This is a genomic window from Peterkaempfera griseoplana, assembly GCF_001418575.1.
GTDB classification, from domain to species: domain Bacteria; phylum Actinomycetota; class Actinomycetes; order Streptomycetales; family Streptomycetaceae; genus Peterkaempfera; species Peterkaempfera griseoplana.
This window is the reverse complement of the sequence record NZ_LIQR01000303.1, coordinates 1-20,053: the sequence shown is the minus strand read 5'-3', so window position 1 is coordinate 20,053 and position 20,053 is coordinate 1. Positions and strand designations below refer to the sequence as shown.

Below are 20,053 nucleotides of genomic sequence, written 5' to 3'. Positions count from 1 at the left end.
GCTCCCGACGTGCTCGAACCCGCCTGGCGCTTCCTCGAGGAGACGGGACTGGGGCCGCTGGACCGGGTCGTCCTCGGGGTGCCCGCGCCCTTCCAGCGGGGTGTCGGCCTGCCGGGCGGCAGGCCGACACCCCGCTGGAAGGGCGCGGGCACCCCGAGGACGACCCGGTCCAGCGGCCCCAGTCCCGTCTCCTCGAGGAAGCGCCAGGCGGGTTCGAGCACGTCGGGAGCCGACCCGTCACCGGTGACCGCCATGTCGCCGCGGGCCAGCACCGTGCCGCCGTAGGTCGCGACCGCGGCCTGCAGCCGGCCGTGCGCCCAGACGACCGCGCCGACGGTGCGCGGGGCCCCGGCCGGGACCAGGAGCATCGCGGGCCGGCCGGTCCTGGGTCCGGTGGAGGCTGCGGGCCGCTCGGCCAGTGCGCCCGCCCTCAGCAGACCTGCGACGGCCGTGGTCACCGTGCCCAGCGGCAGGCCGAGTTCGGCGGCGAGGCCGGCGCGGGTGGTGCCGTCGCTCGTCTCGACCGCTCTGCGCACCCGCTCCGTCGCGTCCACGCCTGCCTCCTGGGGGTTTTCCTCGTTCCGCGAGAAGTCGGCGGTCCTGAAATCCCTGCTGCGCAGCGGATTGACCGTCTATATGCTGCGCGGGCAGCCGGAGCCACGGCTCAGGTTCCCATGATTTCGGGAGAATAGATGTCCGTTCCGAGCACCGCAAGCGCCGGCAGCCCGCCGGTCCGGCCCCGGCGGGACTCACCGTTCACCGCGCTCTCCCACCGGCCGTTCCGATGGTGGTTCCTGAGCCAGATCACCTCGGCCTCCGGCGGGATGACCCAGGCGGTCGCCACCTCCTGGCTGGTGCTGCAGATGACCGGCAGCGCCCTGGACCTCGGTGTGCTCTCCGCCGCGACCGTGCTCCCCAGCCTGCTCATCGGCGCCTGGTGCGGCGCTCTGGTGGACCGGCTTGACCGGCGCCGGGTGCTGATCGCGACCCAGAGCGTACTGACGGCCCTGGGCCTCGCGCTGTACGCGTTGATCGCGGCGCACCTTGCGGCGTACTGGTCGATCCTGGTGCTCTCCGCGGGCAGCGGCCTGGTCCTCGCCCTGGACGGACCCGCGCGGCAGGTCTATGTGCTCGACCTGGTCGGACGCCGACGGCTGGCCAGCGCCGTCAGCCTGTACGAGGTCATCCTCAACACCTCCCGGGTCCTCGGCCCGGCACTGGGCGGCACGGTGCTGGTGCTCTTCGGAGCGGCCGCCTGCGTCCTGGTCAACGCGCTCTCCTTCCTCGCCCCCCTCGCCGTGCTGCTCCTCCAGCGTCCCGCGGCGGCCACCGCCGACCAGCGCCCCGACGCGCCGGTCGTCCGGCGCGGTGCGGCGCGCGCCGGACTGCGCTACGCCTGGTCCGTTCCGGCGATCCGCTCCTGCCTGCTGATCGCCGCGGCCTCCGGCATCCTGTTCAACTCCGGCCTGCTGTTCCCGCTGATGGCGGATCGTGCCTTCCATCTCGGCGGAGGCGGCTATGCGGCGCTGGTGTGCGTCTTCGGCGTCGGCGCGCTGCCCGGTGCCCTGCTCGCGGCACGCGGCGGCGAACCCACGGGCCGTCAGGTGGCCGCCCTCGCAGGCCTCACGGGCCTCTGCACCACCGCCACCGCCTACGCACCCCACCCCGCTCTGCTCTACCTCGGCATGGCGGCGGTCGGCTTCAGCTCGATCTGGATGGTCGCCCGCGCCAACACCTTCGTCCAGCTGCAGGCCGCACCGGGACTGCGCGGCCGGGTCATGGGCGCATGGACCATGGCGCTGCCGGGCGCGAGCCCGATCACGGCCCTCGCCGTCGGCGCCCTGGCGGGAGCCGCCGGCCCCCGTGTCGCATTCGCCTGCGCCGGTCTGCTGCTGCTGGCCATCGTCACCGGTTCCTGGCGCACGCTCGCGGCGACCCCAGCGGACCACCGACCCGACAGCGGCCCGTACGACTCCCCGCCCGTGGACGATCCGGCTCCCGACACCCAGCAGGCCTGAGGTGTCCGGCTCAGCCGCAGACCCGACCGTGCGGCCGGGATCGCGCTGGCCGGGACGAGCCTGCGGCTGAGCCCCCGCGGGCCCGACGGACCAGGGCGTGCCCCGCCCGGCCGGGCAGGGCACCGTCCGCCCGGCTGCCCGTGGCGTCCCGGCACCGCGCCCCGCAGCCGCGCGGGAGACGCAGGTCACACCCCTGCCGGTGTCACAGGTCGCCGGGCTGCCCTGTCCTCGCTGTGCAACGGCCATCACGGCAGAGGAGACAGCATGAAGAACATCCTGGTCATCGGCGGAGGCTTCGCCGGGGTGTGGAGCGCGGCAGGAGCTGCGCGAGCCGCACGTGAGGCGGGCGAGGCGGGTGCGGAAATCCAGGTCACCCTGGTCAGCGGGGGAGACGACCTGGTCGTCCGCCCCCGCCTCTACGAGGAGGACCCGCAGAGCATGCGCGTGCCGCTGGACCGGGTCCTCGGCCCCATCGGGGTGCGCCGGATCGCGGCGACGGTGACCGGCATCGACACCGGGGCCCGTGCCGTACGTGCCGTCGGGCGCAACGGCGAGGAGACGACCCTGCCGTACGACAAGCTGGTGCTGGCCTCCGGCAGCGAGCTGGTGCGCCCCGGCTTCCCCGGCGCCGAGCACGTCTTCGACATCGACACCCTGCCCGCCGCGGCGGCCCTCGACCACCATCTGCGGCGACTGCCCGGGCGCGCAGCCTCCGCCGGCCGGTACACGGCCGTCGTGGTGGGCGCCGGGTTCACCGGTGTGGAGGCGGCCACCGCGCTGGGCGAGCGGCTGCGGGCCACCGCCGAGGAGCACGGCGCGGGCGAGGAGGTACGGGTCGTCCTGGTCGACCGCGCCGACGTCCTCGGGCCGGAGCTCGGCCCCGGGCCCCGTCCGCAGATCGACGGCGCGGTCGACGAGCTGAAGATCGAGCGGCGTCTGGGGCGTACGGTCTCCTCGGCGACCGCCGGGGACGTCACCCTCTCGGACGGCGAGGTGATCCCCGCGGCCACCGTGGTGTGGACGGCCGGTATGGTCGCCAGCTCCCTGACGGCACAGATCCCCGGCGAACGCGACCGGTTGGGCCGCCTGAGCGTGGACGCGCGCCTGCGGGTGACGGGAGTGCCCGACGTCTACGCCGCCGGTGACACCGCCGTCGCCCGCGCGGAGGAGGGGCACCTGACGACGCAGAGCTGCCAGCACGCCCTGCCCATGGGGAAGTTCGCCGGCCACAATGTGGTCGCCGACCTGCTGGGAGCCGAGGCCCTGCCCTTCACCCCCGACCCCTACAGCACCTGCCTGGACCTGGGTCCGGCCGGCGCCGTGGTCACCCAGGGCTGGGAGCGCACGGTCGTGATGACCGGCGAGGACGCCAAGACCCTCAAGCGGGACATCAACACGCTCTGGATCTACCCGCCGGTCGACGACGCCGAGCAGATCCTCGCTCAGGCGGGCCGCTTCTCCAACCTCTGACCGCGCCGGCGGCTGCGGAGTCCGTACGGCGCCCCCGGCGGCGACGGTCGGCGCAGGCCACGGCCGGGGGCGTGGACGGGCGGCGCGGACGGGAGACGCCTGCCGTGTCGTCACCGGCGCGGCAGGCGGCCGGGACCGCGGGGCGGGCATCGTGGAGGGCGACGGTGCGGCGACACCGGCACCGCCCGGATCCCGGGCCCTCCACTGCTCCTGCCGCATACTGCAGACGCATTGCCGGCCCGGGACACCGGCGATGGGAACTCTCGACCAGCAAGGATGACGAACAATGCCGCCGATGAACGATCCGGCGAACGACGCCGAGGGCCTCGACGAAGCAGAGGCCGTTTTCCTCGGGGTCCGCGGTCGTATGTTCGGAATCGCCTACCGAATGCTGGGAAGCGTCGCCGAGGCGGAGGACGTCCTCCAGGAGGTCTGGATCCGCTGGCAGACGTACGACCGGTCCACGGTGCAGAACGCGCAGGCGTTTCTTGCGACGACCACGACCAGGCTCGCGATCAACGTCCTGAAATCCGCGAGAGTGCGTCGTGAGACCTATGTCGGCCCATGGCTGCCGGAGCCCGTCGACACCAGCGGCGACCCGGCGCTGGGCGCCGAACGCGGGGAGGCGCTGGAGATCGCAGTGCTGATGCTGCTGGAGAAACTCACCCCCACCGAACGGGCGGCCTATGTGCTCAGGGAGGCGTTCGACTACTCCTACGAGCAGATCGCGGAAATCATCGGCCTCACGAATGCGAACGTACGCCAACTGGCGAGCCGGGCACGGAAACACCTGGCCGCGCAGAAGCGTGCGAGCGTCGAGGCCGCCGAGCACCAGCGGTTCCTGACCGCCTTTGTGGCCGCCGCGCAGACGGGCGATGTGACCGTACTGGAGGCGCTCTTCGCCGACGATGTCGTCTCCTACTCCGACGGCGGCGGGGCCGTGCGGGCGTCCAAGTTCCCCGTGGTGGGCCGTCACCGGGTCGCCAAGTACGTGCACGGGTTCGCTGACCGCTTCTGGGTGGGCGTCACCGTGGAGCCGGTGGAGGCCAACGGCCGCGCCGCTGTGCGGTTGTCCCGCGACGGTGAGGTGTTCGCCGTGGTCACGGTCGGTGTCAGCGCGGACGGTATCGACCGGGTGATGTGGGTGATGAACCCGTCGAAGCTCACCGCCATGGCGGCCTGAACATCCGGCCTGAGCGGCCCGCGTGTGAAGCCCGGGTGTGAAGCCGGGCGCCCGGGCCTGAGTCCCGTGTTCCGGAGGCGTGCGCGACCCGGTGCGACACGGCACCCGGTCGCGCATCGCCCCGCGCCGCAGAAAGGATCCAGCGATGAGGAGAACCAGGACCATGCGTGACTCCCGCCCCCGGATCGGGCTGCTGCTGTTCCGCACGGTGCTCTCGCGTTGCCGCCGGAAGAGGCCGGCGTGACCACCGGCCGGGTCCCGCGGCTGTACCGGGGGTTCCTCTCCTCCGTCCGTCGCCGGTTCCGCGACCGCGGTGGCCGCGGGAGAGCGGCCGAGCACCTTCACACCCGTACAGCCGCCGACTTCCGGGCAGCCTGCGAGAACGGCGACCTCGCCGGTCTCGTCTGCCTGCTCGACCCGGACGCCACCGTGCTCAGCGATGACGGCGGCAGGTTCCGGGCTCCCCGGGGCCAGGTCCGCGGTGCGGAGCGCACGGCCCGGTTCCTGATCGGTGTGCTGGCGCAGTTCCCGCGACGGGAAGCCCTGCTCGGGTCCGTGAACGGCAGGACCGGCCTGCTCCTCCGCCAGGGCGGCACGGTGGTCGGGGTCGTCAGCTTCGACGTACGGTCCGGGCGGATCACCGAGGTGTGGCTGATGCTCAACCCCGACAAGCTCCGCAGCTGGAACCGCAGCTGACCGCTGCGCTCCCGCGTGCGGTCCACAGGCGACGGTCCGACCATGGAGGTGGGGCCGGCCGTCGGATCCGGCGCTCCGCAGGCCGCAGGCCCATGGCGATGCGGCGGTACCGGACGTCGTCCGCAAAGAATTCTCTGTTCGAGAGGAAATGGGAACACCATGAAGTTCGCAGTCATCGGGGGCACCGGACTGATCGGCTCACAGGTCGTCAGCAAGCTGAGGGCAGCCGGTCACGAGGCCGTGCCGCACTCCAAGTCCACCGGGGTCGACGTGGTCGGGGGAAGCGGGGTGGAGGAGGCGGTGGCCGGTGCGGACGTCGTCGTGAACCTCACCAATTCCCCCACCTTCGACGACGCCTCCGCTGAGTTCTTCCGCGCGTCGATGGACAACCTGCTGGCCGCCGGCCACAAGGCAGGCGTACGCCATATGGTCATCCTGTCCATCGTCGGCGCCGACCAGGTGCCCGAGCTCGACTACTACCGGGCCAAGGTCCTGCAGGAGAGGCTCCTGGAGGACGGCCCGATCCCTTACTCCATCGTCCGGGCCACCCAGTTCATGGAGTTCGTCGAGCCGACCATGTCCTGGACCACCGACGGCGACACCGTCCACCTGCCCGGTACCTCGATCCAGCCGATCGCCGCCGCCGACGTCGCCGACGCCGTCGTGGAGGTGGCCGTCGGCGAACCGCTCCTGGGGATCCGCAACGTCGCCGGCCCCGACGTCTACACCCTCGACGAACTCGGCAGGATCACCCTGGAGGCGCGGCCCGACGGGCGCTCCGTCGTCCGGGACGAGAACGCCGGACTGTTCGCCGCGGTCCGGGGGGACGTCCTCACGGCCAAGGAGGACGCCCATATCGCCCCCACCCACTACGCCGACTGGCTCGCGTAGTACGGCCCGGCCCTGCCTCCCGAGCCGGCGCGCCCGGTCCCGACCGGGACCGGGCGCGCCGAACGGGAGGTGCGCGGCGGTGCTGGGGACGTCCCCGGCACCGCCGCGCACCTCACCCTCCGGCTCCGGCACCCGCGTCCCCGGCTGGCGACTGCCGCGCGCGGCCCACGAGAGGGCATCCATGCCCCGTCCTGAGCCGCCCGGCTCGCCGGCGCGCGGGTGGAACAGACGGGTCCGTGCGGGCCGCGGCGGGTCACGACCCCCAGCCGGGTGTGAACGAGACCGCCGCCCAGACGGCGCAGCCGCCGTCCGTCCGCAGCCACCCCCACTCGCGGGCGGAGCCGGTGGCCAGCGCCAGCCCGCGGCCGTGCTCACTCGTCACACCGGGCCGGCGCATCCGCGGCACCGACGCCGCACCGCCCTGGTCGGCGACCTCGACGAAGAGCAGGTCCCCCGAACTCCACAGGCGGCAGGTGATCCAGGTGCTGACCGAGTGCCGGATCGCATTGGCGAGGAATTCGGAGGCGATGAGCAGCAGCGCATGGCGCGATTCGCGGTCGCAGACCTGCCGGGCGTCCAGCCACGCCCGTACCAGCCTGCGGCAGACCGGAACCCCCTTCTCCAGCGGCGGCAGCCGGAAGGCCACCCGGTGCGCCGACTGCCACCAGCGCGACGGGAGCGGGACGGAGTCGGCCGCGGTCCAGGTGTGGATCTGGCGGGCGGTGAGTGTCAGCTGCGCCCAGCCGGATGTGGTCGGCATGATGGCCACCTCATTTCTGGATGCGTCCGGAGGCCGGGGCCTGAGCCGGGGCCGGCGGCAACCGCGCGGTACCGGGGCCGCTCATCGGCCTGACCGGTCGCCTTCCGTGTCGCCGCAGGCAGGACGCCGCGGATCACCGCGATGGCTGTGGAATCGAGCCTGCGAACACTAGGACCGGGTCACTGCCGCATCTGTGACGACCCGGACGAGGGCGAGCGCACCTTCGTCGAGCCGGACCCTACGGCGTCCCGTACCGCGGCGCCGGGCGGCCTGGGGAACGCCGAAGCGCCGGGCGCTGCGGTTGGGAGGGGGCTCGGCCCGGCTCCCCCGCATCCGGGGCGAAGCTGGGGCCGAGAGCGCTTGCGGAGCCCCGTCGGGCCTCAGCCGGTGGCCCACCGCTTGATCTCCTGGGCCACCTGGCGGACGTCCAGGCCGTCGCGGGCGATGCGGCCGGCGAGGTCCGCGGCCTGCTTGGGATGCACGGTGACGATGACGCCGGAGACCGCCAGGTAGGAGGCGGCCGCGACGGCGCCGAACAGTTCGTTGGCGTACTCCAGGGCCGGGACCCGGATGAGCTGGTGCATGAGGGCGGCCGCCCGGTGGTGGGGCTCGGCGTAGACCAGCACGTCCATGACCGCGTCCGCGTGCCGGGCCACGGCGGCCTGCAGCGAGCCGAAGTCCCGGACGTCGGGGTCGCCGGGGATGTGCTGGTGGGCGAGGTCGAGCAGCCAGGCGCGGTCGATCCGGACGATCACGCGGCGGCCTCGTCCTGCCTGGCCTTGGCCGGGTAGGGGCCGAAGGCCTCGGCGAAGGCGGGGGCCCAGGCGTCGGTGAAGTGCGCGCCGGCGGTCAGGAAGCGGTGCCGGAGGTCGTTGGACTCGTCGGCGACGACCTGGCGGGCGTACTCGGGGACGGTCAGCCCGGCAGCCTCGGCGCGGGCCTCGATCCCCGCGAAGGTGTCGTCGTCGACCCGGATGTTGATCTGCTTCATGAAGGGAGCGTAGCGCCCCGTTCGCTGCGCTACAACGCGATCTGCCAAGCCGGTCCGCCGAACCTGCCAGGCGGCCGTCGGGCAGATGTGCGCGGCAGCGAGGTCGGCGGCGGACGGCCCGACGTGACGGCCCCGGACCGCTCATGGTCCTGGGCCGATCACCCCGCCCGGGGACCCCGGGCCCACGGCTGAGAGGTCAGACCTTGACGACGGTGCTCTCGACACCCGCGAACCCCTTGGTCCACCAGTGCCCGTAGCGCCCGTAGACGGCCGGATCGCGGGCGGCGAGCAGGGCCGACAGCCTCTCGGCCTCCTCCGTCAGCCCCTGCCAGTCGGCCCTGCCGAGCCTGTGGAAGGAGGTCAGCTCCAGTCCGCCGCCGACCGCGCGCCACACCCCGGCGACCTGCCCGTCGACCAGCAGACAGGGCAGCACGTCGCCATTGCGCCGGACGACCAGCGGCCGGTACGCCTCGGGCACGATCCGGCCGGCGCCGGTGTGGGCCAGCAGCGTGCTGTCCCACATCGGCAGCAGTCGCGGCGGCGCCGGGGTGTCCTCGGCGGGTACAGCGGCGTCCGCCAGGTCGAACAGTGCGGTGCGGCCGGGACCTGGTACCGGGACCACCCGGTCGCCGAGGCCGTGCAGCGCCCGGGTGATCACGGAGTGCGTCAGCAGCGTGAACCGGGCGAAGTCCCGGACCGACGCGGGCCCGAACGCCCCCAGATACGCGACCAGCAGCCGTTGCACCCCGGCGTCCGCTTCCGGTATCGGGGATCCGGGAGCCGAGGGGGAGGCGAGATAGGCGTTCGGCTGCTTGAACGACCACGGACCGCCGGTCGGGGCATGGTGCACCGGCGCGAAGGTGCGCAGCGCCCACCACACGCGGCGGGCGTGCTCGCCGAACCGCCCCGTGACCTCGCGCTCCACCTCGGCGCCGGTGCGCGGCCTCGCCAGGAACCCGGCAAGCTCCGGAAGCAGGGCGTCGGCGTCGCCGGGGGTCAGCTCCGTGGCGGTGAAGCGGCGGTCGTACAGCCGTGTCGCCCGCAGACTGCTCTGCATGGCGGCGTGGTAGGGGGCGTAGTCCTCGGCGTGCACGGCATGCAGGGTGATCCGCATCAGTGTCGCCTTCACTATCCGGCGTTCCCTGAAGGCCGCGTCGAGGTCCCCGGGCGCGAAGTCCTGCACACGGTTCCACAGCGCCAGGTACGGCGACGCCGGCGTCTGCGCCTGCAGGGCACAGACACGGCGGACCGCCTCCGCGACGTCGAGGCGCCGGCGCTCGAGCAGCAACTGGCGGTCCAGGGTGGCCAGGGTGAGCTGTCGCTCGGTGAGACTCATGGCGGGAGTATGCAGCTCGGGTCTGACAACGGCGTCGGCCGAAGGTCGCCCCGCTGATCCTGACGTGACGTCAGGTCAGGTCTGCCGCCCGGTCGCAGGTCCCGCGAGTTCCGTTCGTCCGCGGTGAGCAAGGGCGCCGGCCCTTCCGGAAACGGATCGCGGTACCGGGCGAAGCGGCAGGTCCGTCGCCTGCGCCGGACCTCTGGCCGCCGCAGGGAGCGGCGCGTACGGTGGGCCGACGCGACGGACCACGTCGCACCGCGGGTTGCCGGTGCCCGGCGCGGGGCGTCGGCGACGAGCGGTCGCCGGGCACGAAGAGGACGGTCATGGCCATCAGTCCGGACAGGATGCAGGCAGCGGCGCCGGGGCTGGTGAGCCTGTACAAGAGGGCACGGGTCTCGCTGGAGAAGGCCGGCGTCGAGGGGGAGCGCGCCGCGGTCTATCTGGTGCTGGACCGGTCGGGCAGCATGCGGCGGCACTACCGGGAAGGGGCGGTGCAGCGGCTGGCGGAGCAGGTGCTGGGGCTGGCGGCCAACCTGGACGACGACGGGGTCGTGCCGGTGGTGTTCTTCTCCACCGGGGTCGACGGTGTCGCGGAGATCGCACTGGAGGCGTACGAGGGCCGCGTGAACGCACTCCATGAGAGCTGCGGCCCCATGGGCCGGACCAACTACCACCTGGCGATGCAGGCGGTGCTCGACCACTACGAGGCGTCCGGATCGGACCAGCCCGCCCTGGTGGTGTTCCAGACGGACGGCGGACCGTCGTCGCGGTCGGCGGCGGAGCGGCTGCTCTGTTCGGCGGCGCGGCTGCCGGTGTTCTGGCAGTTCGTCGGCTTCGGGGACCCGGACGGCAAGGAGTTCGACTTCCTGCGCAAGCTGGACGAGCTGCCGGTGCCGGGCCGGCGTGTCGTGGACAACGCAGGGTTCTACGCGGCGGGTGCGGAGCCGGGGACGAGGTCCGACGCCGCGCTGTACGACGCGCTGATGGGGGAGTTCCCGCAGTGGCTGGCGGCCGCGCGGGCGGCGGGAGTCATCCGGGGCTGACGGGCCCTGGGCGTCCGGCGACGGAGGGGTCCGGCGGCGGAGGGGTCCGGCGGCGGAGGCGTCCGGTGTGCGCTGACCGGACGCCGGGCCGGCCCCCGTCAGCAGGTCGCGTGGCACGCCGTCCGCCGGGCCCCCGGTGTCGGCATACGCCTTCCTGCGGGCGCGCGGCGCCCCGCGGTGCACTGCCCGTTCCCCGGAACGGCGGCGGACCCCCGGGACACCGGGCCGGTCCGCGGGCGCAGGTCAGGCTGCGAGACGGTGCGCGAGGTCCAGCAGCTCGGCAAGACGCAGCACCCGGTTGCCGGAACCCGGCAGCGGGACATGAAGCGGCTCGGTCCAGCGCACCGGAATCGCGTCCAGGCCGTAGCAGGCACCGGCGAGGCCACCGGTGACCGCCGCGACGGTGTCGGTGTCGCCGCCGAGGTCGACCGCGGCGCGCACCGCTTCCTCGTAACCGCCGGTGGTGCGCAGTGCCCAGACGGCGGAGCCCAGGCACGGCCACACGGCACCGTTGAACTCGGTGGCCAGGCCGGGGTGCCAGTCCGGGGCGAGCACCACGGCGTACCGGTCCCGGTGCCCCGGGTGGACCAGGTCCAGGATCTCCGGGAGCGCGGCAAGGGGGTCGGCGCCGTGGAGTGCGCGGCGCACGAGTTCGTGGAAGACAGCCGTGCCCTCCCACGCCGCCGGGTCGCCGTGGGTGAGGGCGGCGATGCGGCGTGCCGCGTCCATGGTGGTGTGCGGTCCGGTGCGGGCGAACCGTACCGCTGCCGTGGACGCACGCATCAGCGAGCCGTTGCCTGCCGCCCGCACGGTGGTCCGGAAGTGGGCGGCGGCGGCCAGGTCCCACGGCATGCCGTTGGTCAGCACGTCCTCGGTCTGCAGCCCGATGTCCTTGGGCTCGGCCGCGGCCCACCGCTGGAAGCGGGCGAAGACGTCCGGCAGGTCCAGCCGGCCCCGCTCGACGAGGGACTCCGCGACAAGGACCGCCATCTGCGTGTCGTCCGTCGCCTCCCCGGGATCCCAGCCCCCGCCTCCGCACATCTCGCCGCCGGCCTCGCACACCGGGAAGCGGGCGGAGAACGCCCCCGCGGGCCCGAACTCGAACGGGGCACCCAGCGCATCGCCCACCGCCGAGCCGACGATCGCGCCGGCGGCCCGCTCGCTCCACGTCGCCGTCGCCGTCACTGTCGCCGTCGCCATCACCGGGGCAGGCTATCGAGGACCGCCCGGCCGCCCCGCCCCCGGCTGCGCACGGCCCCCGTGGCCGCATCCGCTGCGGTGCCGGGGACGGGCCCGCGGGTCGTTGCGTACGATCGTCCGTATGCCTCCGCAGCCCGGCGGCGGCGACACCACGACGTTGGGCGCGCGCACGGCGGCGGGCGGCCCCCGGCCGTTCGGCCGCCCGGAGCCCGCCGAGGCCGGTTCGGCCGCCCCGACGTGGTGGGGGTCCAGCAACGTCCGGGCCCGCAGCCGTCCCGACGTCCACCCTCCACGGAGCTTCCCCACATGCCGTCCGCGCCCGCCGCACCTGTAGCCGCACCCTCGCCGCACGACGTCCGAGGCGGCGTCCGGGGCACCTACATCGCCTTCATCGGCTGCGGTTTCGCCTTCGCCGGCTGGGCCTCCCGCATTCCGCAGGTCCGCGACCACCTGAACCTGTCGCCGGCCCAGCTCGGCCTGGTGCTGCTGGCCATCGCGGCGGGCTCCCTCGTCGCCCTCCCGCTCGCCGGACCGGTCGTCCACCGCCTGGGCTCCAGGCGCACCGTCGCGGTGATGGCGGTGGTGCTCACCGCGGGCCTGGCGACCATCGCCCTGGGGTACCTGGGAGGCCTGGTCCCCATGGTGGCCGGACTTTTTCTGCTGGGTTTCGCCAGCGGCGCCTGGGATGTGGCGATGAACGTCCAGGGGGCGTTGGTCGAGCGTCACCTCGGGCGGTCCATCATGTCCCGGTTCCACGCCGGCTACAGCCTCGGCACCGTCGCGGGAGCCCTCATCGGCGCGGCCATGGTGGCCCTGCATGTGCCGGTCACCGTCCACCTGCTCGTCGTCGCGGCCGTCGTCGGCCTCGTCGTCCCCTGGGGAGCCCGCAGCTTCGTGCACGACGCGGCCGGGGTGGAGGAACACCCGGAGGAGACCGGACGGCGCAGCGCGCTCGCCGCCTGGCGGGAGCCCCGTACGCTGCTGATCGGCGTCTTCGTCCTCGCCTTCGCGTTCGCCGAGGGCACCGGCAACGACTGGGTCGGCGTCGCCGCGATCGACGGCTACGGCGTGCCGGCCGCCGTCGGCACCCTCGCGTTCGCCGTGTTCCTCTCGGCGATGACCCTCGGGCGCTGGTTCGGACCCGGGCTGCTCGACCGGTACGGCCGGGTGTCCGTGGTCCGCGCCCTGGCCGTGCTCGGCATCGCCGGCACGCTGCTCTTCGTCTTCGCACCCGTGACGCCCCTCGCGTTCGCCGGCGCCGTCCTGTGGGGCGTGGGCGCCTCCCTCGGGTTCCCCGTCGGCATGAGCGCCGGCGCCGACGAGCCCCGGTACGCAGCCGGCCGCGTCAGCGTCATCGCCTCCATCGGCTACTGCGCCTTCCTCGCGGGCCCGCCCTCGGTCGGCTTCCTCGCCGACCACCTCACGGTGCTGCGGGCCGTCGTCGCGGTCGCGGTACTCCTCGGCGTCGCCGCACTGGTCAGCGCGGTCGTCAGGCCGCCGAACGGCGGCGTCCCGGCGGCGGGGACGGAGCAGCCCGCCGCCACCGGCCACCGGACCGGACCGCAGGACCTCCCGGGCGACCCGGCGGACCGGCCCGGCGCCACCCGGCCGCGCGCCTGACCGCGCACGACCCGGTGGCGGCTCAGAGCCAGTCGCGGCGCTTGAAGACGAGATAGAGGACCAGGCAGACCAGTCCCATGAGCCCCAGGGCGAACGGGTAGCCGAACACCCACCTCAGCTCGGGCATGTCGTGGAAGTTCATGCCGTAGACGGTGCCGATCAGGGTGGGGGCGAAGAGGATGGCGGCCCAGGCGGAGATCTTCTTGATCTCGTCGTTCTGGGCGTGGCCGCCCTTGGCGAGCTGCTTCATCTCCTCGTTCTGCGCCTGGGAGACCAGGGTGGCGTTCACGGTGAGGATGTTCTGCAGCATCTGCCGGAAGCCGTCGACCCGCTCGGCGGCGGTGGTGGCGTGGTCGGCGACGTCGCGCAGATAGCGCTGGAGCTCCTCGTCGGTGCCGTACTTGGTGAAGCCGGCCTGCAGATTGGCCATGATGTCCAGCAGCGGACCGGTGGAGCGCTGGAACTCGATGACCTCGCGGGACAGCTCGTAGATGCGCCGCGACACATTGGGATCCCCGCCGAACACCTCCGTCTCGATCTCGTCGATGTCGTTCTGCAGCCCGGCGATCACCGGCGCGTAGCCGTCGACCACGGCGTCCAGCACGGCGTACAGCACCGCCTCGGGGCCCAGGGCGAGCAGCTCCGGATCGCCCTCCAGCCGGCGGCGCACCACGGACAGGTCGGGTGCCTGCGAGTGGCGGACGGTGAGGACGAAGTCCGGGCCGACGAACAGGTGGAGTTCGCCGAAGTCGACCTCCTCGACGTCGTCCAGGTAGCGGGCGGGGCGCAGGACGACGAAGAGCGTGTCGCCGTAGCGTTCGAGCTTGGGGCGCTGGTGGGCGACGATGGCGTCCTCCACCGCCAGCTCGTGCAGATGGAACCGCTCGGCCGCCTCCAGCAGCTGCGCCTCGGCGGGACGGAGCAGCCCGATCCAGGCCATGGTGCCGGGCTCTCCGGGCAGCTGCCGGTAGATCTCCTCCAGGCTCCGGGACGCCGCGATCCGGCGGCCGTCGCGGTAGACGGCCGCGTCCACCACTGAGCCCTCCAGTGCGACGACCTCCGGCTCGGCCTCCAGCCTGGGGTCCATCGAGTGCTCGGGGGCGGGAAGCGCCCCACCGGTGGCCGACCCGCCCGGACGGGAGAACGGGCGCCAGCGACCACGGGCGGGGGGCGTGCGCCGGTCGGCCATGGCAGAAACCTCCACGGGTCAGCATCCGCCCCGGGCATCGGTGGCACAACCGCAGAGCCGGGCGCCGGGCGGTGCGGCACGGCGCCTGCCCGTATCCCGCTCGCCGGGCCACCTCGCTCCGCAGGGGCGGGCACTTGGTGGTCACCGGCGCGGGGAGGGGTTCGGTCTCAGGTGCCGCAGCGCCGCTGCTCGCCGCTCATTCCAGCGGCATCGGCAGAGCGGGTTCGTCTCCGGAGGCGATCCGTCCGGCGACCCTGTTGAGTGCCCGCAGCACCGTGAACTCCTGGGCCAGCTCGCATTCCAGCGGCCGATCCCAGCGGATCAGGGTGAACTGCCCACAGGTCTCGACGCAAAACGAGTACCGGACCCATCGTCCGTCCCAGTCGACCTGCAACTCGAAGCCGTCCGGTGTGAGCGGGGCCAACCCGGTCAGTACTGCCGTCAAGGTGGGAACACCGCGTCCAGGGCCTGATCCTTGATGATGCCGGTCAGGGCGACTGTACAGCCGCTGTCCTCCCCGGGTCAGGGATCTTCAGGGGCCGGGACGCCCCTCGGCGCCGTCCGCTGCGCCGCGACCCGTGAACCGCGTCGAAGGGCGGCTCCGTCCACGGCGGCGCCAGGCCGGCGCGGTCGCCGTCCGCCAGGTCAGGAGGCCCGTCGGGCAAGGCTGTCACGCAGCCGTGTGAGCCGGTCGATCTCGGCGTCGATCGCGGCGAGCCGGTGGGCGACCACCTCGCCGAAGGCGCCCGGCCGGCCGCCGGAACCGCACCGCGGCGGCGGGTGCTCAGTGAGCAGATGGAGGCGGTCGGCGCGGGTGCGCAGATCCTCGACGGTGAGCCCGAGGGCCAGCAGTTCCCGGATGACGCGGACCCTGGCGACCTCGCCGGGCCCGTAGTCGCGCTGGCCTGCGGCGGTGCGGGCGGGCGGGGGCAGCAGTCCGCGCTGCTCGTAGAACCGCAGCGCTCTGGGCGTGGTACCCGCTGCCGCCGCCGCTTCACCGATCCGCATACGCCCCGCCCTCGCCCAGTTCCCGCCGGTACGCGCCCGACGAGCCGCCACGCACCGGCGACCGCGGTCGCCGGTGCGGCCCCGCTACAGCTCCACCGTGACGGCTCCGAAGTGTCGTCCGCCGATCAGCTCCGGCAACGCCCGGGGCGCGCGGTCGATGCCGACGAGCGCGGTGCGGGGGAAGCGGATCTCACCGGAGCGCAGCCAGGCACCGAAACGCCTGGTCCACTCGTCCTCCACGTCAGGATGGTCCGCGCCGCTGTATCCGCGCAAGGACACCCCCTTGACGACGATCCGGTAGGCGTCGAGCTCCACGGGTGCGCTGCCGCCGGCGCGGTCCGCCGACAGCTGCCCCGAGAGCGCCCCGACCAGGGCGAAGCGCGCGCCGCGCCGGGCCGCGCCGAGAGCGGCCACCAGTTGCTCGCCGCCGACGTTGTCCAGCAGGACGTCCACCCCTTCGGGCGCCGCCTCGGCGAGCTGCGCGGCGAAGGACCCGGCCCCGCGCAGCAGGACCGCGTCATAGCCCAGTTCGGCAACCAGCCGCTCGGCCTTCCGCGGCGAGCCGGTGGTGCCGATCACCCTCCCGGCGCCGAGCAGCCGGGCGATCTGCCCCGCCATGGATCCCACCGCTCCCGTGGCCCCGGTGACCAGGACGGTGTCGCCCCGGCGGACGTCCGCGAGCCGGGTCAGCGCGCCGTAGGCGGCCGAACCCTGGGCGAGGTACGCGACCGGATCGGGCAGCACGTCGCCCAGCGGGGTGCACTGTGCGGCGGGCACCAGCGCGTACTCGCGCCAGCCGAGCATATGGAGGACGCCGTCACCGGGGCGCAGCCGGCTGTCGCCCGGCGCGGCCACCACCTCACCGACGGCCGGGCCGAACAGCGTGTCGCCGCTGTGCAGTCGCGGCAGCGGCAGACCGTCGACCTCTCCTCCGATCAGAGTGCGCAGACCGGGGAAGACCAGGAAGTGCCGGTTCCTGACCAGCACCTGACCCGGGCCGGGCACGGGCAGGGGCGTCTCGACGACGGCGAAGTGCTCCGGCGACGGCAGCCCCCCGGGCATGGCGGCGAGCCGGACTTCGCGGGCGGTTCGGGGCAGGGCGGAGGTCATCTTCGGGCTCCCGGCGGGTGGAGGACGGCGCTGTCGCCGTGCGGACGCGGTGACGCTAACCCCTGACCCGCACGTCAGGGTCAAGCCGCCGACGGGCGGCTCCCCGGAGGCGGCCGCCGGGTGGCGCGGCCGCACCTGGACCCACAGCCGTGGTGCACCGGGCCTCCCCCCAGCGACGAGGCCCGTATCCGCCGCTCCCGTGCCCCGGCGGCGGAACCGTTCGTCTAGGGTGGCGCCCATGACGAGCGGTGAGGCGCACGCGGACGAGCGGGCGAGGCAGGCGAAGTCCTTCGACGCTGCGGCCGACGCCTATGAGCGGGGCCGGCCGCCCTACCCGGGCGAGGCGGTGACCTGGCTGCTGGACGGCGCGGGGCCGCGCGTGCTCGACCTGGGTGCGGGCACCGGCAAGCTGACGCGTCAGCTGACGGCGCGGGGACTGGACGTCACCGCGGTGGAGCCCTCGGCGGGCATGCGGGGGCAGTTGGCGGCCGCGGTACCGCAGGCCCGCGTCCTGGAGGGGACGGCAGAGGCGATCCCTGTGCCCGGGAGCAGTGTGGACGCGGTCCTGGTGGCGCAGGCGTGGCACTGGGTCGACACCCGGCGGGCGGTCCCCGAGGCCGCACGTGTCCTGGCTCCGGGCGGGACCCTCGGACTGCTGTGGAACATACGGGACGAGCGGGACGACTGGACGGCCGAGCTGGGTCGCCTTCTGCATCCGGAGGGCGCCCCGCCCACCAGCGGCGTCGGCACCAGCGCCGTCGCGGAACGGTCCGGGCCCTTCGGCGCGCTGGAGACCTGCGCCGTGGAGTGGCGCCATGAGCTGGGCATCGGAGAGCTCGTCGACCTGGTGGCCTCGCGCAGCTACGTCATCACCATGCCGGAGGCCCAGCGGACGCACCTGCTCGCCCAGGTCCGGCAGCTGGCCCTGCGTCACCCCGGCTTGTCGGCCGGGGACCGGCTCCACATGCCCTATGTCACACGGTGCTATCGAGCCCGTCGCCGGGCCTGAGCGGGCGGTGTGTGACGTCATGCGTGTCCCGCTCATGCGCGGGGGCGAGCAGGACGAGCATGCCGGCACCCGGCGCGGGACCTGGTGACCGTCTGAGGGGCTCAACGCAGAGGGCGCTGCCTGCCGGGCCGGGGAGCACCAGGCAGAACGGACCGGGGCGGCTCACACTTCGCCGAGGAAGCCGGGGCCTGGCCCGCCCAGCTGGTCGGCGAAATCCGCCGCAATCCCCAGGATCTGCCGCATCGGCACCGCGGCCCGGCGCGTGGCCGCGAGGTCCGCATGGGCCTCCTCGGACCACAGGAACGGAAAGACGGTGATCCCCTGGGAGAGGGCGAGGGCGGTGGCCTCCTCCTGCCAGCCGGGCCAGCGCAGCCCGTCGTAGAAGGTCTCCAGACGACCCGACAGCAGCCAGGAGACCCATGCGGAGTGACCCATCTCCAGCGCCTCCCAGGCGAGCGTGTCCGGAGCGAAGTAGGTCATCTGCCCCGGTGCCCCCGGGCGGCCGGCAGCGGCAGGATCATGGCCGTTGAGCGCGAAGACCCCACCCAGGACGTCATGACCGACGACGAGACCGGTCGCAGGATGCCAGGCGGGATCGAACACCGCCGGGAACCCGTTGACCTGTGCCAGACCCGGCAGGCTCGCGTCCGCCGCCGGACCGCCGTAGACGCGCACCCACCCGTCGTCCAGGAGCAGTCCGCCGGTGTTCAGCACCAGCGCACCGAGCAGGGACCGCGCGGTGACCTGCAGCTGCAGCAGGCACCGGCGCCCCTGGTCGCGGTCGGCCGGCAGCACCTGCGCGGACACGGCGCTCGCCGCGAGCAGCTCCTGAAGCCCGGGCCACGCCGGATCGTCCACATTGGTCAACTCGCTGATCTCGCGCATCCGAAGATGATCGCAGCCCGCTGGTCGACCTCGGGGACCGGGCCGGTGCCGGAGCTGCCGCAGGACGACCGGCATGCCGCGGTCGTGCGGGTCGCACGGCGGGCTTGCGGGGCGGTCAGCCGGACGGGGCGATCAGACGGACAGAGCCGCCGTGCAGGCGGTGCGGCACCCACGGGCCCCCGTGACCCGGAGGCCGGTCCGGTGCTGTCGCCGCTGCCGCCGGGCGTCCGCCGACCGGCTGGACGGGCCCGCACAGGCGAGCGCCCGTGCGGGCCCGTCCCGGCCCCGTGGCCCTTGCCGGCGCCCGGGGCTGGCGGGCGCCGGTCCCGTTCAGGTCAGGAGGGAAGGGTCCACTTCTGGTTGGCGCCGCCCGTGCAGTCCCAGATCTGCACCTGGGTGCCCGCGGTGGTGGACCAGTTGGGGTCGTCCAGGCACTTGTTGGACTGCGGGTTGTACAGCGATCCGTCGGACTGCGGGATCCACACCTGGGCGGCGGTGTTGTTGCAGTCGTAGAGATCCACCTGGGTGCCGTTGGCGGTGCCGCCCGCGTAGATGTCCAGGCACTTGCCCAGCACATGGAGGGTCGTCCCGGCCTGGACGAACGTCCACTTCTGCGCCGCGGTGCCGTTGCAGGTGTAGATCTGGATCGGGTTGTAGTTGGAGGTGTCGGCCGAGCGGTCGTCCAGGCAGAGGCCGCCGTACCCGGTGATGGCGCCACCTGTTCCGGTGCCGCCACCGCCGCCACCGCTGCTTCCGCCGGTGGTGGTGTACGCCGCGACGTACCCGACGCTCATCGTCGCGCCCGAGGTGGTCGAGGAGGTCGGCGTGGTGCAGCCGCACACGCCGTTGGGGAAGCCTCCGCCGATCGCCAGATCAAAAATGATCATCAGGTTGTGGTCGAAGGCCTGCTGCCAGGCGGCGGCCCCGACCTGGCTCTCGTTCACGCTGAAGTACTGGCTGCCGTCCAGGTACCAGGTGATGGACTCGGCCGAGGTGTTGGTCCTGTCGAGGACCATCGAGTACGTGTGGTAGCCGGTCTGGCAGCCGGAGCAGGCCCGAAGACCGCTGCCGATGCCGTTGCCCTCGTTGCACACCCCGCCCGGGTAGGTGCCGCAGTGGATCGTGCCGGCAACCTGTGAGAGCGCGTTCACGTCCTCCATGATGTCGATCTCGCCGTTCTCCGGCCACTGCCCCTGTCCCAGCATCCAGAAGGCCGGCCAGTAGCCCAGGCCGCTGCCCGGGTTCGGCTGCTTGATGGACGCGGTGACCTGCAGCTTGCCTCCGGCGGGGGCGCCGACGACGGCGTTGGGGGTCCGGATCCGGCCGGACGTCCAGTTGCTGCCGCTCCCCAGCGCGGTGATGTTGAGATGACCGCTGCCGTCCAGGGAGACATTGCTGGTCGAACTGGTCATGGTCTCGATCTCGCCGGTTCCGAAGTTGGAGCCCGGCCCGGTGTCGTAGGTCCACTTCGAGGAGTTGGGCGCACTGCCCGCCGACCCCGCGAAGTCGTCGCTGAACACCGTGGTCCACCCGGAGGGCGCCGAGGGGACGGTCACCGCGCCGGCGGGTGCGGGGGCGAACGCGAAGACGGCGAGCACGGCGGCCGCCGTCAGTGCCCCGGCCCGGCGACAGCGCCGGGCG

General features: G+C 73.5%; 19 protein-coding genes and 1 pseudogene. 8 read left to right on the top strand and 12 right to left on the bottom strand.

What is annotated here, in order from left to right; all coding sequences use genetic code 11:
* Nucleotides 1–554: pseudogene (locus AOK09_RS22470) on the bottom strand (hypothetical protein); the annotation flags it as partial.
* Between the two features lie 138 nt (nucleotides 555–692).
* On the opposite strand from AOK09_RS22470, the gene AOK09_RS22465 reads away from it, so the two are divergent.
* From AOK09_RS22465 to AOK09_RS22445, 5 genes are all read left to right on the top strand, one after another.
* Nucleotides 693–2,018 carry an MFS transporter gene (locus AOK09_RS22465; protein ID WP_063796035.1) on the top strand — a complete coding sequence of 442 codons (1,326 nt, stop codon included), beginning with the start codon at nucleotides 693–695 and terminating at the stop codon, nucleotides 2,016–2,018.
* A gap of 264 nt (nucleotides 2,019–2,282) precedes the next feature.
* Nucleotides 2,283–3,488: an NAD(P)/FAD-dependent oxidoreductase gene (locus AOK09_RS22460; RefSeq protein WP_079063322.1), complete on the top strand. Its 1,206-nt coding sequence runs from the start codon at nucleotides 2,283–2,285 to the stop codon at nucleotides 3,486–3,488.
* A gap of 295 nt (nucleotides 3,489–3,783) precedes the next feature.
* Nucleotides 3,784–4,671: an RNA polymerase sigma-70 factor gene (locus AOK09_RS22455; RefSeq protein ID WP_107101415.1), complete on the top strand. Its 888-nt coding sequence runs from the start codon at nucleotides 3,784–3,786 to the stop codon at nucleotides 4,669–4,671.
* 240 nt (nucleotides 4,672–4,911) lie between these two features.
* Complete coding sequence (locus tag AOK09_RS22450) at nucleotides 4,912–5,367, top strand: sigma-70 family RNA polymerase sigma factor family protein (protein WP_055589030.1); 456 nt, start codon at nucleotides 4,912–4,914, stop codon at nucleotides 5,365–5,367.
* Nucleotides 5,368–5,526: 159 nt separating this feature from the next.
* A complete protein-coding gene (locus AOK09_RS22445; protein ID WP_055589029.1) occupies nucleotides 5,527–6,258 on the top strand; it encodes an SDR family oxidoreductase in 732 nt (243 codons plus the stop codon).
* A 253-nt stretch (nucleotides 6,259–6,511) separates the two neighbouring features.
* On the opposite strand, the gene AOK09_RS22440 is transcribed toward AOK09_RS22445, so the two are convergent.
* From AOK09_RS22440 to AOK09_RS22425, 4 genes are all read right to left on the bottom strand, one after another.
* Nucleotides 6,512–7,018 (bottom strand): ATP-binding protein, encoded by a 507-nt coding sequence (locus AOK09_RS22440; protein ID WP_079063323.1) that lies wholly within the window; start codon nucleotides 7,016–7,018, stop codon nucleotides 6,512–6,514.
* Between the two features lie 380 nt (nucleotides 7,019–7,398).
* Nucleotides 7,399–7,773: a hypothetical protein gene (locus AOK09_RS22435; RefSeq protein ID WP_055589028.1), complete on the bottom strand. Its 375-nt coding sequence runs from the start codon at nucleotides 7,771–7,773 to the stop codon at nucleotides 7,399–7,401.
* Nucleotides 7,770–8,009 carry a plasmid mobilization protein gene (locus AOK09_RS22430; protein ID WP_055589027.1) on the bottom strand — a complete coding sequence of 80 codons (240 nt, stop codon included), beginning with the start codon at nucleotides 8,007–8,009 and terminating at the stop codon, nucleotides 7,770–7,772. The genes AOK09_RS22435 and AOK09_RS22430 overlap by 4 nt, the downstream gene beginning before the upstream one ends.
* A gap of 196 nt (nucleotides 8,010–8,205) precedes the next feature.
* Nucleotides 8,206–9,345: a winged helix DNA-binding domain-containing protein gene (locus AOK09_RS22425; protein WP_055589026.1), complete on the bottom strand. Its 1,140-nt coding sequence runs from the start codon at nucleotides 9,343–9,345 to the stop codon at nucleotides 8,206–8,208.
* A gap of 326 nt (nucleotides 9,346–9,671) precedes the next feature.
* On the opposite strand from AOK09_RS22425, the gene AOK09_RS22420 reads away from it, so the two are divergent.
* Nucleotides 9,672–10,391 carry a VWA domain-containing protein gene (locus AOK09_RS22420; protein WP_055589025.1) on the top strand — a complete coding sequence of 240 codons (720 nt, stop codon included), beginning with the start codon at nucleotides 9,672–9,674 and terminating at the stop codon, nucleotides 10,389–10,391.
* 243 nt (nucleotides 10,392–10,634) lie between these two features.
* Here AOK09_RS22420 and AOK09_RS22415 read toward each other — a convergent pair whose 3' ends face one another.
* The gene (locus AOK09_RS22415; RefSeq protein WP_055589024.1) at nucleotides 10,635–11,591 is read right to left on the bottom strand and encodes an ADP-ribosylglycohydrolase family protein; all 957 of its coding nucleotides are present in this window, start codon (nucleotides 11,589–11,591) and stop codon (nucleotides 10,635–10,637) included.
* 306 nt (nucleotides 11,592–11,897) lie between these two features.
* Between AOK09_RS22415 and AOK09_RS22410 the strand changes: the two genes are divergently transcribed.
* The gene (locus AOK09_RS22410) at nucleotides 11,898–13,211 is read left to right on the top strand and encodes an MFS transporter (protein ID WP_063796034.1); all 1,314 of its coding nucleotides are present in this window, start codon (nucleotides 11,898–11,900) and stop codon (nucleotides 13,209–13,211) included.
* Between the two features lie 22 nt (nucleotides 13,212–13,233).
* Here AOK09_RS22410 and AOK09_RS22405 read toward each other — a convergent pair whose 3' ends face one another.
* From AOK09_RS22405 to AOK09_RS22390, 4 genes are all read right to left on the bottom strand, one after another.
* Nucleotides 13,234–14,400 (bottom strand): magnesium and cobalt transport protein CorA, encoded by a 1,167-nt coding sequence (locus tag AOK09_RS22405; protein ID WP_055589023.1) that lies wholly within the window; start codon nucleotides 14,398–14,400, stop codon nucleotides 13,234–13,236.
* A gap of 196 nt (nucleotides 14,401–14,596) precedes the next feature.
* The gene (locus AOK09_RS22400) at nucleotides 14,597–14,845 is read right to left on the bottom strand and encodes a hypothetical protein (RefSeq protein ID WP_157875994.1); all 249 of its coding nucleotides are present in this window, start codon (nucleotides 14,843–14,845) and stop codon (nucleotides 14,597–14,599) included.
* Between the two features lie 200 nt (nucleotides 14,846–15,045).
* Nucleotides 15,046–15,408, bottom strand: a complete 363-nt coding sequence (locus AOK09_RS22395; RefSeq protein ID WP_055589021.1) for a MerR family transcriptional regulator — start codon at nucleotides 15,406–15,408, stop codon at nucleotides 15,046–15,048.
* 84 nt (nucleotides 15,409–15,492) lie between these two features.
* Nucleotides 15,493–16,518, bottom strand: coding sequence for an MDR family NADP-dependent oxidoreductase (locus AOK09_RS22390; protein ID WP_055589020.1), 1,026 nt, complete (start codon nucleotides 16,516–16,518; stop codon nucleotides 15,493–15,495).
* Between the two features lie 238 nt (nucleotides 16,519–16,756).
* Between AOK09_RS22390 and AOK09_RS22385 the strand changes: the two genes are divergently transcribed.
* A complete protein-coding gene (locus AOK09_RS22385) occupies nucleotides 16,757–17,527 on the top strand; it encodes a class I SAM-dependent methyltransferase (protein WP_055589019.1) in 771 nt (256 codons plus the stop codon).
* A 162-nt stretch (nucleotides 17,528–17,689) separates the two neighbouring features.
* Here the strand turns inward: AOK09_RS22385 and AOK09_RS22380 are convergent, their stop codons facing one another.
* Both AOK09_RS22380 and AOK09_RS38080 read right to left on the bottom strand, forming a co-directional pair.
* Nucleotides 17,690–18,412 carry a DUF2625 family protein gene (locus AOK09_RS22380; RefSeq protein WP_055589018.1) on the bottom strand — a complete coding sequence of 241 codons (723 nt, stop codon included), beginning with the start codon at nucleotides 18,410–18,412 and terminating at the stop codon, nucleotides 17,690–17,692.
* A 335-nt stretch (nucleotides 18,413–18,747) separates the two neighbouring features.
* Nucleotides 18,748–20,053, bottom strand: a 1,306-nt coding sequence (locus tag AOK09_RS38080) for a ricin-type beta-trefoil lectin domain protein (RefSeq protein WP_079063321.1), incomplete at its 5' end; no start/stop codon positions are given.

What these genes read in the sequence shown, in the direction of transcription:
- AOK09_RS22465 (WP_063796035.1), top strand. Translation starts at nt 693, where the DNA reads ATGTCCGTTCCGAGCACCGCAAGCGCCGGCAGCCCGCCGGTCCGGCCC.
- AOK09_RS22460 (WP_079063322.1), top strand. Translation starts at nt 2,283, where the DNA reads ATGAAGAACATCCTGGTCATCGGCGGAGGCTTCGCCGGGGTGTGGAGC.
- AOK09_RS22455 (WP_107101415.1), top strand. Translation starts at nt 3,784, where the DNA reads ATGAACGATCCGGCGAACGACGCCGAGGGCCTCGACGAAGCAGAGGCC.
- AOK09_RS22445 (WP_055589029.1), top strand. Translation starts at nt 5,527, where the DNA reads ATGAAGTTCGCAGTCATCGGGGGCACCGGACTGATCGGCTCACAGGTC.
- AOK09_RS22440 (WP_079063323.1), bottom strand. Translation starts at nt 7,018, where the DNA reads ATGCCGACCACATCCGGCTGGGCGCAGCTGACACTCACCGCCCGCCAG.
- AOK09_RS22430 (WP_055589027.1), bottom strand. Translation starts at nt 8,009, where the DNA reads ATGAAGCAGATCAACATCCGGGTCGACGACGACACCTTCGCGGGGATC.
- AOK09_RS22425 (WP_055589026.1), bottom strand. Translation starts at nt 9,345, where the DNA reads ATGAGTCTCACCGAGCGACAGCTCACCCTGGCCACCCTGGACCGCCAG.
- AOK09_RS22420 (WP_055589025.1), top strand. Translation starts at nt 9,672, where the DNA reads ATGGCCATCAGTCCGGACAGGATGCAGGCAGCGGCGCCGGGGCTGGTG.
- AOK09_RS22415 (WP_055589024.1), bottom strand. Translation starts at nt 11,591, where the DNA reads ATGGCGACGGCGACAGTGACGGCGACGGCGACGTGGAGCGAGCGGGCC.
- AOK09_RS22410 (WP_063796034.1), top strand. Translation starts at nt 11,898, where the DNA reads ATGCCGTCCGCGCCCGCCGCACCTGTAGCCGCACCCTCGCCGCACGAC.
- AOK09_RS22405 (WP_055589023.1), bottom strand. Translation starts at nt 14,400, where the DNA reads ATGGCCGACCGGCGCACGCCCCCCGCCCGTGGTCGCTGGCGCCCGTTC.
- AOK09_RS22395 (WP_055589021.1), bottom strand. Translation starts at nt 15,408, where the DNA reads ATGCGGATCGGTGAAGCGGCGGCGGCAGCGGGTACCACGCCCAGAGCG.
- AOK09_RS22390 (WP_055589020.1), bottom strand. Translation starts at nt 16,518, where the DNA reads ATGACCTCCGCCCTGCCCCGAACCGCCCGCGAAGTCCGGCTCGCCGCC.
- AOK09_RS22385 (WP_055589019.1), top strand. Translation starts at nt 16,757, where the DNA reads ATGACGAGCGGTGAGGCGCACGCGGACGAGCGGGCGAGGCAGGCGAAG.
- AOK09_RS22380 (WP_055589018.1), bottom strand. Translation starts at nt 18,412, where the DNA reads ATGCGCGAGATCAGCGAGTTGACCAATGTGGACGATCCGGCGTGGCCC.